This is a genomic window from Brevundimonas sp. ZS04 (genome assembly GCF_001956865.1).
GTDB classification, from domain to species: Bacteria; Pseudomonadota; Alphaproteobacteria; order Caulobacterales; family Caulobacteraceae; genus Brevundimonas; species Brevundimonas diminuta.
Window position 1 is genome coordinate 109,385 of record NZ_MTHE01000008.1, and the last position, 15,600, is coordinate 124,984.

The 15,600-nt window shown below is 63.3% G+C and carries 16 protein-coding genes; 6 read left to right on the forward strand and 10 right to left on the reverse strand.

Annotated features, from left to right (window positions below):
• Positions 1-57: 57 nt before the first annotated feature.
• The 3 genes from BJP32_RS11685 to BJP32_RS11695 form a co-directional block, all read right to left on the reverse strand.
• Entirely contained in the window at positions 58-1,134 is a 1,077-nt protein-coding gene (locus tag BJP32_RS11685) for a hypothetical protein (protein WP_076224207.1), read from the reverse strand.
• 1 nt (position 1,135) lies between these two features.
• A complete protein-coding gene (locus tag BJP32_RS11690; RefSeq protein ID WP_128720227.1) occupies positions 1,136-2,332 on the reverse strand; it encodes a hypothetical protein in 1,197 nt (398 codons plus the stop codon).
• A gap of 190 nt (positions 2,333-2,522) precedes the next feature.
• On the reverse strand, positions 2,523-2,807 hold the full coding sequence (locus tag BJP32_RS11695; protein ID WP_232624015.1) for a helix-turn-helix domain-containing protein: 285 nt from the start codon (positions 2,805-2,807) through the stop codon (positions 2,523-2,525).
• Between the two features lie 51 nt (positions 2,808-2,858).
• Here BJP32_RS11695 and BJP32_RS11700 point away from each other — a divergent pair, with 51 nt between their 5' ends.
• Together BJP32_RS11700 and BJP32_RS11705 are read left to right on the forward strand one after the other, a co-directional pair.
• Positions 2,859-3,377, forward strand: a complete 519-nt coding sequence (locus BJP32_RS11700; protein ID WP_076224212.1) for a hypothetical protein — start codon at positions 2,859-2,861, stop codon at positions 3,375-3,377.
• 30 nt (positions 3,378-3,407) lie between these two features.
• Positions 3,408-4,235, forward strand: a complete 828-nt coding sequence (locus BJP32_RS11705) for a hypothetical protein (RefSeq protein ID WP_143255462.1) — start codon at positions 3,408-3,410, stop codon at positions 4,233-4,235.
• 223 nt (positions 4,236-4,458) lie between these two features.
• On the opposite strand, the gene BJP32_RS11710 is transcribed toward BJP32_RS11705, so the two are convergent.
• Positions 4,459-5,379 (reverse strand): LysR substrate-binding domain-containing protein, encoded by a 921-nt coding sequence (locus BJP32_RS11710; RefSeq protein WP_076224216.1) that lies wholly within the window; start codon positions 5,377-5,379, stop codon positions 4,459-4,461.
• A 146-nt stretch (positions 5,380-5,525) separates the two neighbouring features.
• Here BJP32_RS11710 and BJP32_RS11715 point away from each other — a divergent pair, with 146 nt between their 5' ends.
• On the forward strand, positions 5,526-5,918 hold the full coding sequence (locus tag BJP32_RS11715; protein WP_076224218.1) for a RidA family protein: 393 nt from the start codon (positions 5,526-5,528) through the stop codon (positions 5,916-5,918).
• A complete protein-coding gene (locus BJP32_RS11720; RefSeq protein ID WP_198935287.1) occupies positions 5,915-7,066 on the forward strand; it encodes an NADH:flavin oxidoreductase in 1,152 nt (383 codons plus the stop codon). Before BJP32_RS11715 ends, BJP32_RS11720 begins: the two co-directional genes overlap by 4 nt.
• A 289-nt stretch (positions 7,067-7,355) precedes the next feature.
• Here BJP32_RS11720 and BJP32_RS11725 read toward each other — a convergent pair whose 3' ends face one another.
• Positions 7,356-7,868: a thioredoxin family protein gene (locus BJP32_RS11725; protein ID WP_233126823.1), complete on the reverse strand. Its 513-nt coding sequence runs from the start codon at positions 7,866-7,868 to the stop codon at positions 7,356-7,358.
• Positions 7,869-7,882: 14 nt separating this feature from the next.
• Between BJP32_RS11725 and BJP32_RS11730 the strand changes: the two genes are divergently transcribed.
• Positions 7,883-8,128: a hypothetical protein gene (locus tag BJP32_RS11730; RefSeq protein ID WP_076224221.1), complete on the forward strand. Its 246-nt coding sequence runs from the start codon at positions 7,883-7,885 to the stop codon at positions 8,126-8,128.
• An 18-nt stretch (positions 8,129-8,146) separates the two neighbouring features.
• Here the strand turns inward: BJP32_RS11730 and BJP32_RS11735 are convergent, their stop codons facing one another.
• Together BJP32_RS11735 and BJP32_RS11740 are read right to left on the reverse strand one after the other, a co-directional pair.
• On the reverse strand, positions 8,147-9,313 hold the full coding sequence (locus BJP32_RS11735) for a hypothetical protein (protein ID WP_076224223.1): 1,167 nt from the start codon (positions 9,311-9,313) through the stop codon (positions 8,147-8,149).
• On the reverse strand, positions 9,310-9,612 hold the full coding sequence (locus BJP32_RS11740; protein ID WP_076224225.1) for a PadR family transcriptional regulator: 303 nt from the start codon (positions 9,610-9,612) through the stop codon (positions 9,310-9,312). Before BJP32_RS11740 ends, BJP32_RS11735 begins: the two co-directional genes overlap by 4 nt.
• Positions 9,613-9,760: 148 nt before the next feature.
• Between BJP32_RS11740 and BJP32_RS11745 the strand changes: the two genes are divergently transcribed.
• Entirely contained in the window at positions 9,761-10,669 is a 909-nt protein-coding gene (locus BJP32_RS11745) for an alpha/beta hydrolase-fold protein (RefSeq protein WP_076224226.1), read from the forward strand.
• A 457-nt stretch (positions 10,670-11,126) separates the two neighbouring features.
• Here BJP32_RS11745 and BJP32_RS11750 read toward each other — a convergent pair whose 3' ends face one another.
• Genes BJP32_RS11750 through BJP32_RS11760 form a run of 3 tightly spaced genes read right to left on the reverse strand, consistent with a single transcriptional unit; the run spans position 11,127 to position 15,549 of the window.
• On the reverse strand, positions 11,127-13,541 hold the full coding sequence (locus tag BJP32_RS11750; RefSeq protein ID WP_076224228.1) for an ABC transporter permease: 2,415 nt from the start codon (positions 13,539-13,541) through the stop codon (positions 11,127-11,129).
• Positions 13,542-13,558: 17 nt separating this feature from the next.
• Positions 13,559-14,239, reverse strand: coding sequence for an ABC transporter ATP-binding protein (locus BJP32_RS11755; RefSeq protein WP_076224230.1), 681 nt, complete (start codon positions 14,237-14,239; stop codon positions 13,559-13,561).
• On the reverse strand, positions 14,236-15,549 hold the full coding sequence (locus BJP32_RS11760; protein WP_233126821.1) for an efflux RND transporter periplasmic adaptor subunit: 1,314 nt from the start codon (positions 15,547-15,549) through the stop codon (positions 14,236-14,238). The genes BJP32_RS11755 and BJP32_RS11760 overlap by 4 nt, the downstream gene beginning before the upstream one ends.
• Positions 15,550-15,600 lie beyond the last annotated feature (51 nt).

Consider the following 15,600-nt stretch of genomic DNA (forward strand, 5'->3'; position numbering starts at 1 on the left):
CTTGGACACTCCTAGGTGCGCACTAACGCCTGACGTGGTTTCAGTACCGCACAGCCACTATGCGGCCGGGCCGAAAAACTCGACCGCATGGTCGTTGTATAGGTGCGCTACGATATCGAGCATCCCGCGAATTATGATATTCCAGTCTGCATCGTTCTTCTGCACTGCCTCGTGCGCTGGGCGGTAATGCACTATCATATTCCTAAGGCCATACAGCTCCTCCGCCATTCGCGAATAGCGTTTGTCATGCGTGTCTGCCTGCACAGATAGTCCGGTGCAAACCGTCGACACCAATGCCTCGCCGCACAATGAGGCGAGGCCCACAAAGGCCTCCGACTCCTTAGGGCGCCAAGAGAGTTGATCTTCAATAATCTTGGCCAACTCGCGCGGTGATGCAGCGATATTGAGCTGCGCCTTCAGCGTACTGAAACGCTTCATGCCGTAGAGCTGTTCAACGCAGCGGTACGCCTCAAGGAACAGGTTTTCCCAGGAGATCGACAGCACTCCTTGGACTAGATTGCGATAAGGAATAAGCGGCGAGTCCGCTTCGAAAACCCGCGTTAGGACTTTTACCGTCTCCGGTTCGAGCGAAATTGGTCCATCGAAGTAGGTCCGAACTAGGATCGATCCGAGGACCCTATCAGTCAAGTTGTGATAGTCTGCCACGCCCGTGGCGCGGTAAACGCATAGTGACGGGAACAGGGGTGCGATGTCAGACAGTTCGTGCCCCCCGTAGCCTCCACCATTGTTGATGAATTGCTCGTCCAAAGCCTGCTTGATGGCGGCCGCAGTCACGCTCGTTGGCGGCCGCACCTGAGCCTCCAACACAGCCAAGGCGAACACTCCAGGCGTAGCGTCAACCGTTTCAAGGTCTGGCGGAATCTCATCGGCTTCCGGCAAACCAAAGGTGCAGAAGTAAAGAGCTCCCTCGTGCTCGATGCGGACCAAGCGAATTTGGCGAGTCACGATCCGCACATCGGATTCGGCGTGGGACATCAGCCTCAAGTCGCCCGCATCTTCGTTCTTGATCCATCGCCCTGCCTCAGGATTGATGACAGGATCATCGAGCTGAGCAGCGAAATCTGCGAGGCGACCGAAGAGGGCGTTGCTCATGTCGATACGATTGCGGGACACGTCAGGCTCTCCAGCACACCCCCATTGAGGGGACGGCGAAGTTCTCCTCGATCAGCACCTTGAACGCTGTCTCAAAGAATGCCCGCTCGTGCCGTCCCACGGCCGATCGCTTCTGCCCACCAAGCTTTTCCCGTAGCACGTCAAGCGATAAGAAGGCCGTCAGGTCTTCTGGCGACATATGCTCGAGCTTTTGCACGAGTTCAGCGGCAGCGCTTTGGATCGCCTCCAATGCCACTTGGCTGTCGGCATCTGTTCGATCCATTCCCAACCGCCCGAGGACCGTCAAGGCGCAGGCGACGATGAAGCCGATGCGCGCTGGTTGGCTGTCAAAAATATTCCGGCCGATAGTGAATTTCGAGCTCACGGTCTCGTCCGAGCCCTCGGTATCGGAGGCCTCCAGCCGCGAGAACGCCTTGTCCACGTCCACCAGAATTTGGACAATTGGATAGAAATAATGATCGTATTTCTTGGAGGCGATCGCCTCTGCTATGTCCAAGCGTGAGAATTCGTCGGCTAAGGTCTCCTGAGTGTCGATCTCCGTCCGCCGGATGCCGAACGCCAGATACGCTTCAACTAGGCTGTCAGCGCTGAACTCGCCGCCTTTGTAGCGCCGCTCCGCCTTCTCCAAGCTAAGCAGTCGTTCAAAATTGATCTTCGCCTTCATTTGCTCGACCAAGGGCGCATAGATCACCAGCAATTGGCGCTTAATGTTCCAAGGAACCTGCCCTGTGTTCAGCACCAGCATGCGATAGATTAAACTGTCCGTGCTCTGGGCTAACCAGCATTCGACGCGCACGGTTTGCTCACCGACTTTCGGATCAGCCTCTACGGCATCGAGAAGCGCCGTGGTCCGTTGCATGCCGTCGATTATTGAGATGGAGTCGATCCAGTCTGCCGTCACCCGCGCGATTACCTCGTCGGGGCTCATGGCTTCAATGGAATCCAGATCATCGGTGATCACGACTCCGATCACAACCGGCGGTAGAATGGCGCCTCGTCTGATATCCTCGACCATCCTCCCGCGGATACGGCGTCCGGTCGTTGTCTTGAGCGGTTCGCGTTGGCCCTTCAAGCCCCCACGTTTTCGGTACGCGCCCTCAACCAAGGCAAGGTAGTCATCGACGGTCATGCCGGTCATGACGGACCAGCAATCCACGCGATAGTCCCGGAGTTTTTGTGTTTGCGGTGCTTCTGCCACTTGGTTCTCCCCCAAGCAGGGACCGTAGCCGATCACGCGAACAGTCGAAAGACCAACTCCTTCCTCAGTTTCGTCGCGGCGGTTGATAATGCTCTGCTCATGGCCGCAGGGACAGTTTGCAATAGCTACGTCGGGGGATGGCCAACGGAAGGGGGGCCTTCTTAAGACGATCCAGAGCCAGGAGCCCTCTTTAGGACTTGGGGCGACGGCCGCTCCGCAGAGACTGCGGGGCGTTCTCGTCTTGCTCAGGCCGCACGAAGAACGCCGAAACTGACACTCCCAACACACCAGCGAGTCGATCCAGAAGATCGACAGACGCGTTGCCTAACTGGCGCTCAATCTCGCTCAAGTAGGCGCGATCTATGCCTGCGTCGGCAGCTAGACGCTCCTGCGAGACGCCGCGTTCGGTCCGCAGCTTCTTGAGATTCCACGCCACCAGCGCCCGTCCGTTCATGGCGGCAAGCGACAGCTTCACCGCTCGTTAAACCACGGGATATATCCTACATATTAAATCTGGAGGGTTCTGATGAAGAAGATTGTCTTCGCCATTTCGGTTCTGATTGCGGTCGTTTCGTTCGGAGGCGCCGCATCTGCGCAAGCCGACGCCTGTTCCACGAATGGCGGCTACCCGCCCGGTAGCCCCAATGCGGTCATGGCGCGGATGAGGAACATCGCCAGCGGCGCCTATGCGGCCTGCGTTGAGGCCCAACGCGCCCGAACGCCGCCCGTGAACTGGACGCCGACGCGCATTCGTACGGCAGCGCGTCAGGCGGTCACGAACAAGCTGCGCGATCCGTCGTCAGCCCAGTTCCGGAATGTACGCCGCATCGAGCACTCCAACGGTTCGACGATGTTCTGCGGCGAAGTGAACGGCCGAAACGCCTATGGCGGCATGTCAGGTTTTCAGCGTTTCGAGGCCGGCGTGGATCGTGCAGGCGACGCCTCCGCTTTGATCGACGGCGGCGAAGAACTGAACACCGCCTACTTCGAAGGCGCCTGGAACCAGTTCTGCGGCCGCATCGCCGGCACGCCGGTTCAGTTCTGACAGAAGGGGACAATCGTGAGGATGAAGTCGATGTTTCCGAAGACTGCGGTCGTAGCTGCCATGGCTGTCCTGGCCGGTTGCGCCACCACGCCGCTACCGGAGGTACGGATGATCCCGACCGCCGATCACGGCGTGGGCGTCCGCTTCTCGCGCGGCAACGCCCTGATGGTGTCGAATGGGCCGTCCGGAGCGATCATGCTGCTGCCGGTCAGGTACAACGACACCCAGAAGTTCTTCTTCTCGATCGCCGCCTTCAACACCTCGGGCTACCCGATCAACATCGGCTCGGAGGACGTGCGGCTCTATCTGGATGGGCAGCCCTACAGCGTTCAGGACTTCGACTATCTGCGCCACAGCGCGCGCACGACCGCCCAGCGCGAGATGAACCTGGCCTGGGCCGACGCGGCGGTGGAGTATTTCCTCACCGTTCAGGAAATGGAGGACCATCCGCGCCGCCACGACATCGCCTACCGCAGCGCCTCAGGGCAGTTGCAGGCGTCGCACGACCACATCCAGCGACGCCTGCGGCAAACTATCTCCACTCTGGGACGGACCATGCTGGAGACGACGACCATCGATCCCGGCACGGCCCACGGCGGCGCCATCCTGGCCGAACAGATCGTCATTCCTGACGGCATGGTCCGCGACATGGTGATCGAAGTGCGCTTCGGCGGCTTCCCGCATCGGTTCCGATTGAACCTGGCTCCGTCGGGCACCTACGCCCCGACGCCGGTCGACATCCCGGCCGTCCCCGCCCAGATCACGCAGGAGCTGATGCGCACCCGCCAGACTTGGCACTGGACCGACGGCCCGCCGCCGTCGCCGGCGATCTTCAAGGGCATGCCGGTGATCGAATAGCTGCAGTTCGCACTGCAGTACGTTTTTGTGCTACAGTTAGAACGTTGTCGTTCAAGGATTTTCCCGATCTTGTCGCAAAGTGGCACCTTGGGTGGCACGACATTTAGAGCGGGCGCTCCTTGTCGATCAGCGATCTGAAAACCAAGAGGTTCTTGCTCACCTACCCGCCCTACATTCCCTATTCTGGGAGCATCGTTCCTAGCGGGCTTCTGTTTTGACGACCTCAACCGGCGCTTGTTGGAAGGGGGAGGCGGGCGGCCTTGATGTTCGCGGCTTCTGATCGGAGCCAGTCGACGACCGCCTGGACATTGGGATGGGTTGACCGGTCCTGGCGCATAACAAGGTGATAGGTGAAGCCCTTCAGCACCGGACCAAAGGGAGAGATGAGATGGCCCGCGGCGAGTTCGTCGGCCACGAGCGGCAGGCTGAGGAGGGCGACGCCCTGGCCCGCCACCGCAGCCTGGATGGCATGGCTCTCATCGTTGAACTTGAGATGGCCGAGGTTTGACGGCGGGGGCGAACCGATCGTTTCAAACCAATGCGGCCAGGTTGGATTGAGGGGGTGCTTTTTCTTCCATTCGAAGTGGATCAAGGGGGCTTGTTCCAGATCTTCCAGACCTTTGATCCCAAGAGCGGGGTTGGCCAGCGGAGCGTATTCATCCGCAAACATCGGCTCTGAACAAAGGCCGGGATAGGGGCCGACCCCGTATCGGACGGCGATGTCGATCGAGTGAGCCTCAAGATCGACCGTTTCATCTGACGCATGAAGCCGCAGGTCTATGGCCGGCTGCAGGCTCCTGAAGCGAGCGACGCGCGGGACAAGCCATCGGGCGGTGAAGGCATTGGTCGCCGAGATGGCTACCTGGGCCCTGGGCCTAGTCTGCAAGACGTCTTCGAAGGCGGCCTCAAAGGCGTCAAAACCCTTTCTCAGGACGGGGTAGAGCTGCCCTCCGACTGCGGTGAGACTGACCTTACGAGCGCTGCGTTCGAAGAGCGCCTGACCGGCGTGCGCCTCCAATGATCGTATCTGGTGGCTGATCGCTGTCGGGGTGACGGCTAATTCGTCGGCCGCCTGTTTGAAGCTGCCGTGCCGGGCCGCCGCCTCGAAGGCGCGCAGCGAAGAGAGGGGAGGAAGGCGTCGCACAGGTGCTGCTCGTTGGATGAATTTACCTCATCTCATGCCTGATTATTCAGCGTTTGTCGCGCTGCGCCGAAATCGTCAATCTCTCTCTGTTGGATAGGTGAAGCTGAAAATAGCAACTTATCAAAGATAAATAATGAGCAATCAGCATGTTTGAACGTGTCGTAACTAAGCCTGATAACTATGAGCCGTTTCTAATTTCTCAGGGTATAAGGTTTGGGGATTTTCTGTTTATTTCAGGTCAGGCTGGAGCTGGCGAGGACGGAAAAATCGTAAAGGGCGGCTTTCGCGCTCAGGGCGAGCAAGCGTTCGCCAATCTTCGACGTGCCTTGGAGGCAGGAGGGGCCAGTCTTGACGACGTGATCAAGGTGACGATTTTCGTCACTGATATGAATAACTTCAAGGATGTCGTGGAACTGAGGCGGGAGTTCTTTTCGGAGCCTTATCCCGCGGACACGATCGCGCAGGTGAGCGCCCTTTACGATCCTGAGGTCGAGATTGAGATTGAAGCGATCGCGGCCGTCCGCCCGCGCAGAGCATGATGATCATGAACGCTTTACTGGAAAATCGAAAAGATGATCCGATTGAAACGGATGCTCTGTTCTCATCTATGAAGCTTGGGAGCCTCACTCTTCGGAACCGGTTCGCTGTCGCGCCGATGACGCGGGTGAGCGCCACTGCGGAGGGCGTGCCGACGCAAAGAATGGCCGACTACTATGCGTCTTTCGCCGATGGCGGATTTGGCTTGGTCATTACGGAGGGCCTCTACACCGACAAGGCCTTTTCGCAAGGATATCTGTTTCAGCCTGGGCTGATTGATTCAACTCACGAAGGCGGCTGGCGGCCGATCATCCAGCGTGTCCGCGGCCAAGGTGCGTTCATGATCGCCCAGCTCATGCATGCCGGGGCGCTTTCACAAGGCAACCCCCATCGTGGCGATACGCGAGGGCCTTCGGCTGTGCGCCCCAAGGGGCGGCAAATGGCCTTTTATCGCGGCGCCGGCGATTATCCGCTTCCGAGCGCCATGTCGTTCGCAGAGATCGGCGAGGCGGTGGCCGGCTTCGTTCAGGCGGCGTGTCTTGCGCAGGCGGCGGGTTTTGACGGCGTGGAGATCCATGGCGCCAACGGCTATCTGCTCGACCAATTCCTGTCGCAAGGCGTCAATCACCGCGACGATCGCTACGGAGGCGATCTTGAGGGAAGACTGAGGCTGATCGTCGAAGTCGTGCTGGCCGTGCGAGCGGCTGTCGGTCCAAGCTTCATCGTGGGGTTGCGCATCTCGCAAGGCAAGGTGAACGACTTCCTGTACAAGTGGGAGGGAGAGGGCGAGGCCGTCGCCATCTTCGAGCAGTTGGGGCGCTTGCCGATCGACTACCTCCACACAACGGAGTTCGAGGCTTGGCGTCCCGCCTTCGATGCGGGTGAGAGCCTCGCGGCTCTGGCGAAGCGGCACGTCTCCGTTCCAGTATTGGCCAATGGATCGCTACATGACCTGGATCAGGCGGTCGGCTTGGTCGAGCGCAAGGAGGCGGACTTCATCTCGCTAGGGCGGGGCGCGCTCGCTTATCCGGATCGTCCCCGTCGGATCGCGGCGCACATGCGCTTGGACCCGTTTGATCCCGGCGTCTTGTCTCCGATCGCAGATCTCCAGAATGCGGACCGATATGGTCGTGCGACGCTTTCCTGCTGATCACGGAGGTGGCGGGATAGGTGTTTCGGTTCAGGCTGAGATGCTCATCGCGCCGCCGATGCTGTGCTGACCAACACGAATTCCCGCACCCAAACTTATAAAGCTCCGATGGCATACGCCTCGGGGCTTTCTGCTGTCTGGAATCCCGCGTCAGGCGGCGAAGGCTGAGATTCTAGTCGCGAGCGTCGTTTGTCAGAAGCGATGTCCGCAATGGGGCGTTTGAAAAATGGGCTGATGACTGAAGAGCGGATCTTCCGCTCATTTTCTACGGATCGGCAGGCCTGCCAGGTCAGATTGGAAGATCGGCCAGGGTCGACAACTCATTGTAGATCGCGTCGCCGGTCCGCTTTTCGGCGTCCCGCCAACTGGTTGCGGTGGTGGGATTCACCAGAACCCCGTCACCCGTAAGCACCAGCACGTTCGGCAGACCTGGCAACTCCGAAACCCCGAAGCGACGCGCGATGCCCAGATTGTGTCCATCACCGCTGCGGGGCATCCCGATGTTCACGAAGACGAGTTCGTATTTGCGTTCGATCAGTTCGGCGAAGCGGTCGGTCGCCAGCCAGCCGGCAAGAGCGCGACTGTCGCTGCACCAGTTGGCTCCCATCACCAGCAGGACTCGCTTTCCCGACTGTCTGGCGCGTGTCAGCGCAAGGTCCACGTCGGCCGACGCATTGTCGCTTACGTGATAGGAGCGGGCCTCAGGCTTTGTCTCCACTACGGGCGCAGAAGCAGGCGTAGGCGCGGATGCGCAGGCCGTCAGGGCCATCGCCATTGAGACGATCAGCGTAATTTGTTTCACCAAGCGGTCCCCCCATGGACGGCGCTGTGAGCGAGGTCATTCATGTGATGTCGCCGACGCCGAAGCTTTGCTTCGCCACGAATTCGGGAATCAGTCAAGCTGCGGTAGCCTCTGTCGGGCAGAGGCGGCTTGCTGAAGCGTCGGGCGTCAGCCTCGCGCGCGAAGCCGAACTGCACGTCGAAGCCGACATTCCAGCGGCCGTGGTGGAGGACGGCCGTCTGCACCGACCGAAAGACCTGAGGCGCGCGGCGGCGCAATGAGCAGGCGAAAGTTCAAGTCTAGGAAGAGAGCCGAGTTTGCGTGCGAGCCGGATGCCCCGCGATACGGCGACGATATCCCGCGTCGGAGAGACGGCCAGACTTTGCCTTGGGCGCGGGACCGGCGTCCCCTGGAGCCTGCAGTGGAGGTCTGTGACTCTCTCGCGGAAGAGCGAGCGTCGATAGCAGGTATCCGACAATGGCGCTTCCGCCGTAGGCGACCACCGGGGTGGGGTAGTCGCCGAAAAGGGCCGCCGCCATGATCGCCAGCCAGGCCGCGCCGAAGGCGGTGTGAGCCGCTGCCGCTTCTCGATCTCGTCGGAGGCCCGACAAAGACGGCAGCAGCAGAAGCAGGGCGCCTATCCACACCGCGAGGCTCGCGACGCCGCCGGCTGCTGAGGCGGTGCGGAACACGCCGTCCACAAACTGTGCTGCGGGGACCGCGTTTGGCTGAGCGAGCGCTACGATGAAACAGGCCGAGGCGACAGTCAGCACGATCAGGGATGGCCGGTCGCGTCTCGTCAAGGCTGCGGCGCCAAGGGCGGCGACTGCGGCTCCGACCATTGCAGCGTCGGGCTGCAAGGCGAGGGCGACGACCGTCAGAACGACGCCTGTTGCGGTGAGGATGTTTCGAGTTCGTGCGAACGCCACAAGAAGGAAGGGGAGGCCGATAAGGCTCGGCTGAAGAACCACGTCGCCCAGGGATATCCAGCGTCTTGCTCCTGAGGCTTCATCGCCCAAGGCTGCGGTCAGGAGAAGGCCTATGCCTAGCGCTATCGAAATCACGCCGATGAACGGGGGCCAGACGGGGTCGCGCCGGCGGAAGGGCAGGACGAGGATCAAGCCTGCGATCAAGGCCGTTGCGTTCAAGGTCAGGTGGCGCATCGGCGCGCCGGCGACCGCGAGATACACGAGGCCCAGCCCCGTCGCCGCGATCGCGCAAGCCAGCGCCGTCGTGCGAGATCGCGACGGTTGGTCGGAAGTCGCCTTTGAAGGCGTCAGCGCTGATTGCAGCGCCTGTCCCAGAGCTTGACGGATGACCCAGGCCACGCAGCCGACAGCGAAGATCAAGGCGGCGCTAGGCCGCTCGATCGAAGCGGCTTCCTGAGCCATCGCCTCGCCCCAGTCGGTCAGGCGTGGGGGAAGCAGGCGACAAATCCGCCGGACTATCCACTCGGCGGCTGTCATGCCGGGCGTTCAACCGGCGTCGACGAGGGGGAAGCACGCGGAGGATTCTCAATCGCCAGGCGGCGTCCTTCGGCAGTGAGCCTGTAGGCATGTCTGGGCGGACGTCCGGGCTCCGCCGGCAGCCATTGCGCTTCCAGGTGTCCCTGTTCCTCAAGGCGGATCAGCAGGGGATAGAGGGTGCCGGATTTCACATTGGCTCTGCGGCAAAGGTCATAGCCATGGGACCAGCCGGCGCCTGCTTCGGCGAGCAGAAACAGGACGGCCCGGGCGGCAGGCGACAAGGATCGGGAGCGGCTCATCGACCAATTCTATATAGGTTGAATTGAAATCGGACCATAGCTGGGTTCGCGGCATTGACTCTAAATCTACATAGATAGATTTATCTTGAATCGCTCGTCGAAGGTCGTCGCCGGGGCGAGCGTCGCTGATTTCAAGAAAGCTGAACACATGTCCAAAACTGTCCTGCGCGTTCTGCGCCGCCCCTGGCTGTGGGGCCTTGCCGCGTTTCTCGTGATCGGCCTGATCGCCCACAATGGATGGTCGCGATTGACCCGCCCCTGGGGGGATCAGGCGGTTCACTTCGAGCCCGCTGCGGCGACCTGCGACGCCTCGGGGGCGCTTCGTTATTGCGTTTATCGGGCCAGGCAGGGGACGAACGGCGATGTGCTCTACCACCTGCACGGTCGCGGTCTGGATGAGCGCATCTGGAACGATGACACCTACCTCACGGCCATGCTGCAGGCGCAGTGGCGAGATCGCGGGACGCCGCCCCCTACGGTGGTGACGCTTTCCTATGGGCCGACCTGGCTGCTGACGCCCAAGGGAGCGCGTCCCGAAAGCGGCTTGTTGGACGACATGATGAGCCGCCTGCCCGAGATCGAGACGAAAATCGGCGCGCCACGCCGTCGTCTTCTGATGGGCGAGTCCATGGGCGGTCTCAATGTTCTGGTGGCGGGGCTGTCCCGACCGCAGTCGTTCGACAAAATCGCGGCCCTGTGCCCGGGAGTGTATGTCGCTTCGCCGTTCGGCCCTCTGCCGCAGACGAAGGCGGCGATCGAGCGCACGGGGGCCAACCCCAAGATGGCCTTTGGAATCTGGCTGTTGGCGCGAAAATACCTCGCCGACGAAGCCGAGTGGCGTCGCATCTCGCCGCTGGCGCTGATCGAGCGTGCCGGGCCGGACTTCCCCGCACTCTATCTGTCCAACGGTCTCTACGACGCCTACGGCAACTATGAGGGATCTAGACTACTGGCGGAACAAGCGGCCAAGCACGGGGTGCAGACAGAGTGGCGCCCGATCTACGGCGGCCACTGCGCTTCAGACATGGCCTCGCTCGCCGGCTTTCTTACAGACTGACCGGGCTCGGCGCGGAGCCGTAAGCGGCGGTCGAAAAACCTGATATGGCGTCGCCATGGTCGAAGACGCTCCCATGGGATCGATGTATGGCCTGGCGCCGCGCTCCATCCTGACCGTACGCACTTACGGCCAAGGAGAATGCTCGCAAGATCGTTCGCCTGCAACGCGCCCGGATCATGATGCGCTCAAAGAGCGACTTGCGCGCCGGGGCTTCTTCCAACTGATCAGGGCGACGGGTGATCTCTCCCGCCTCACGGTCCAACTCCTCGGCGACCTCGGCGAGGGTCGAGGCGATCGCCGGACCTGGCTGAGGCGGCGGGGGTCTCCTCGCTCAACGTCGCCAGCCTGATGCCCCACGGCGAGCCGATGAAGCGGCGTACCCAGCAATGGCTCTATCTGGGTCTCGGAGCGCCCTCGCCGCTGAGCGGGCCGCATCGCGGCGAGGGCGAAGGGCGTTCTAGTCGTGGCGCAGGGCCCATGCCGGGGCCGCGCGGCTGGCTCGAACCGATTGGCTGAGCACGGTCAGCACGGCGATGAACACGGCCACGACGCTGGCGCCGATGAAGTAGGCCGGCGACAGGGCGATGCGGTCGTCGAAGCCCGCCAGCCAGGTGCGCGCGGCGAAGAAGGCCAGCGGCCAGGCGAACAGGTTGGCGATCAGCACCGGTCGCAGGAACTGGGCCACCAACAGCTTGACGATGTCCGAGGACGAGGCGCCCAGCGTCTTGCGGATGCCGATCTCCTTCACCCGCTGCTGGGTGCTGAAGGAGGCGAGGCCCCACAGGCCGACGCAGCCGATCAGGATGGCCAGCCCGGCGCCCATGCCGAACAGGCGCGCGGCGCGGTCGTCGGCGGCGTAAAGTTCGATCAGGCGGCGGTCGGCGTGGGCGCCGTCGAAGGGCGTGCTGGGCGCCATTTTCCGCCAGACGGCGCGCGTCTGCTCCATCACCTGACGGGGATCGCCCTGATAACGCAGGGTCGCCATCGGCCAGTCGGGAATGCGCGCCTTGTAGACATAGACCGCCGGGTCGATGGTCGCGCGGGGCGAGAAGAAGCGGGCGTTTTCGACCACGCCGACGATGGTGCGGGGACGGCCGCCGCCGACCGTCTTGCCGATCGCGTCTTGGGGCGAGGCGAAGCCGAGGGTTTCGGCCGCCTTGCGGTTGATGACGATGTTGAAGCCGCCGACCCGTTCGGTCTCGGTGGAGTCATCGCTTCGATAGTTCGGGTCGAACACGCGGCCGGCGACTGGCGTCATGCCGTAGGTTTGGAAGAAATCCGGCCCGACGGCGATCTTGCGCAGGCTCGGGCCGTCGCCGGGCACGCCGGGAAGCTGAATGTTCTCGGCGGAGTGGCTGTAGGAGCCGCCGGCGGCGAGGGTGCCCGTGGTGACATGGGTGACGCCCGGAATGTCGCGAAACGCGGCCAGAAGCGCCAGGCGCTGACTTTCCGACAGGCTGGAATCCGTCATGGCGGGCACGATCAGCAGGCCTTCGCGCTGGAAGCCCAGGTCGGCGCTGCGGACGTGCTGCATCTGGGCGAACAGCACTCCGGCGGCGATGATGAACCCGGTGGCCAGGGTGAACTGCAGGACGACCAGGGCCTCGCGCACGCGGGCCCCTGCGCGTCCGCCCCCGGGCGAACGGGCCGAGGCCAGCACCAGGGCGGCCGGATAGCGCGACAGCAGAACGGCCGGATAGAAGCCCGCCACGGCGCCGATGACGACGACCAGTAACGCCAGAACGGGCAGAACCACGCCATAGGGCAGGGTCAGGGACAGGTCGGCGGCGGCGTTGATCAGCGGTAGTCCCAGCTCCGCCAGGATCAGCCCGACCAGGGCGGCCAGGGCGACCAGCACCATCGCCTCGCCCAGGAACTGTCGGATCAGCGCCCCGCGCGAGGCGCCGACCACCTTGCGCATGGCCACTTCACGCGCACGCAGCCCGGCGCGGGCCACGGCCAGGTTCACATAGTTGACGACGGCGATGACCAGGGCCAGCAGGCCGACGAGACCCAGCATGGCGATGGTCTGGCGCCGACTGTCCGAAGCCCTGCCGCCGGGGGCGAGGCGCAGGTCTGCGATCGGCGTCAGCAGATAGCGCAGCGTGTCGGACGGCTTTTCTCCTAGGTCGCCGCCATGGCGCTCGACGAAGGCGGGCAGCTTCTGAGAAAAGGCGCGGGCCTGGGCCGGGGTGTCGAAACGCAGATAGGTCGTAAGGGTGAGCGCGCCGAGGTTGCGCCACATCGCCATGTCGTCGGGCGCGGGGCCCTTCATCGGCGTCAGGGCGGTGAAGTCGAGCCCGGTGTTGGCGGGCAGATCGCGGAACACGCCCACGACCTTGCGCGGCTGGGCGTCTTCGCCGTCGGACAGGGCGAGGGTGCGGCCGATCGGGTCAGCGGAACCGAAATAGCGTCTGGCCGCCGTCTCGCTCAGCAGCAGATTGGCCGGGTCGCGTAGCGCCGTGCGGGCGTCGCCGCGCACCATCTCCAGACGGAAGATGTCGAGGAAGTCAGGGTCGACGTGGGCGATGTTTTCGGATGTCGCCACGCCGTTGTGGATGATCTTGCCTGAGGTCAGGATCCGCGTTCCCTTCGCTTCGGGGAAGTCCTCCTGAATCATCTCCAGCAGGCCGCTGGGCGTGTTCGGCATGACGCCGTTGAACGGGCTGCCGGGCAGGTTCCACTCGTTCTGGATCTGATAGACGGTCTGGTGCTCGGGCAGCCAGGTCTCGAAGCTGGTCTCGAACCGCACATAGAGGCCGAGCAGGATGAAGACGGCGATGCCCATCGCCAGCCCGCCGACGTTCACCGCCGTATACAGCGGATGGCGGATCAGGCTGCGGTAGAGCGACACAAGCGCGAAACGGTTCATCAACGTGTCCCTCGGGTTCAGGCGGCGCGCGAGGCGGAGGCGACAATCCGGCCGTCCAGCATGTCGATGCGGCGCTTGGCCATGTCTGCATGGCTGGGCGAGTGGGTGACCATGACGATGGTGGCTCCTTCGGCGTTCAGCCCGCTCAGGATGTCCATGACCTGTTGGCCGTTCTGGGTGTCGAGGTTGCCGGTAGGCTCGTCCGCCAGGATCAATTTGGGGGCGCCGACGATGGCGCGGGCGATGGCCGCGCGCTGCTGCTGACCGCCGGACAGCTGATGCGGATAGTGCTGGGCGCGGTGGGCGATGCCGACCTTGTCCATGGCGGCGGCGACGCGGGCGCGCCGATCGGTCTGGCGGTCCTTGCGGTAGATCAGCCCCAGTTCGATGTTTTCGGCGATGGTCAGTTCGTCGATCAGGTTGAAGCTCTGAAAGACGAAGCCCAGAGTCTCGCCGCGGAAGCGGGCCAGGGCCGATTCACTTAAGGTCGCCAAGTCGCGATCGCCGAACAGATAGCGGCCGCCGCTGGGCCGGTCGACGGCGCCCAGGGTGTTCAGCAGGGTGGACTTGCCGCACCCTGACGGACCCATGATGGCGAGGAATTCGCCCTGGGCGACCTCGAGATCGATGTCATGAAGCGCGGTGGTCTCGACATCGTCGGAGATGTAGCGGCGCTGGATGTTCTCGAGACGGATCACAGGTGGCCCTTTCCACGGATGTTCAGTTTGTCGCCCCTGATGGAGGCGGTGTTGGAGGTGACGATACGGTCGCCGGGCGACAGGCCGGAGAGGATTTCGACCTGCGTCGGATTGCGACGGCCCAATTCGATGGGGCGACGGCGGGCGTGTCCGCCGTCCTTGTCCAGCACGAAGACGTTGGCCGCGTCGCCTGCGCCTTCCAGCCAGCCGCCGACCGGGGCGACGAGGGCTGAACGTGCGGTGCCGAGCGTGATGCGCAGGTCCAGGGTCTGGCCGCGATTCAGCCCGTTCGGCGTGCGCCCGTCAAAGGTCAGCTCGACCTTGAACCGGCCTTCGGACACGGCGGGCAGAACCCGCGAGACCGTCAGCGTCGCTCCCTCTGACGTTCGGGCCTTCTGACCTGTGGTGATGCGGCCGAGGTAGTATTCGTCGACGTCGGCTTCCAGTTTCCAGGCGCCCTCGCTGTCGACCTGACCAGCGGGGTCGCCGGCCTTCAGAGCTTGGCCGGGCTGAAGGTTGAAGTTCGTCAGCCGCCCGGCTGTCGGGGCGCGGATCACCAGGGCGTCGAGCCCCGCGCGCACCGCTTCCAGATTGCCCGCCAGTCGTTGGCGCACCTCCGCCAAACGGTTCGCCTGGGCGGCGGTGATGCGGGATTCCGTCGCCTGTCCGGCCTGAAGTTGCTTCAGCCGGTTCTCCTGATAGCCGGCCTCTTCGGCGAAGGAGCGGACGCCGGCCTCGGACAGGAAGCCCCGTTCGTACAGCTGGCGGCGGATGTCGTGTTCGCGGCGCGCCCGCAGAAGGTCGTAGCTGGCCTGGTCGATCTGGGCCTCGCGGTCCAGGCGGTTGCGCTGCAGGCCCAGATCCTGCGCCGAGGCGTCGCCCAGCTGGCCGACGATCTGGGCCTCGCGGGTCAGAACCTCCAGCTTCAGCTCGGGGTTGGACAGGACGGCGAGGGGCTGGCCCTCGGCGACCATCACCCCGTCCTCGACCAGAAGTCGTTCGACCTGTCCGCCGGCCAGGGCGCCGACCAGGGTGCTGACGCGCGGCGCCGCGACGGCCCGGACGGGGATGTAGTCGTCGAAGGCGGCGCGCTGGACCACGCCCGTCTCGACATCGGCGGCGGCGATATTGGTCGAGCCGCTCGAGGGCAGCAGACGCCAGGCCGCGCCGCCGACGACGGCCAGTGCGACGACGGCCAGGACCGCGCGCCGTCGCCACCACGGCGGGCGCTGTCGCTCCAGGCGGCGGTCCATGGCGGCGCCGCCCGCGGGGCCGGTCGATGAGGTTGCGTGCTTTGCGTGTTCGGACATTATGGTTTCAGTCTCGCCCGGCGCCGCGGAGAAACCTAAGTCCCTATGATC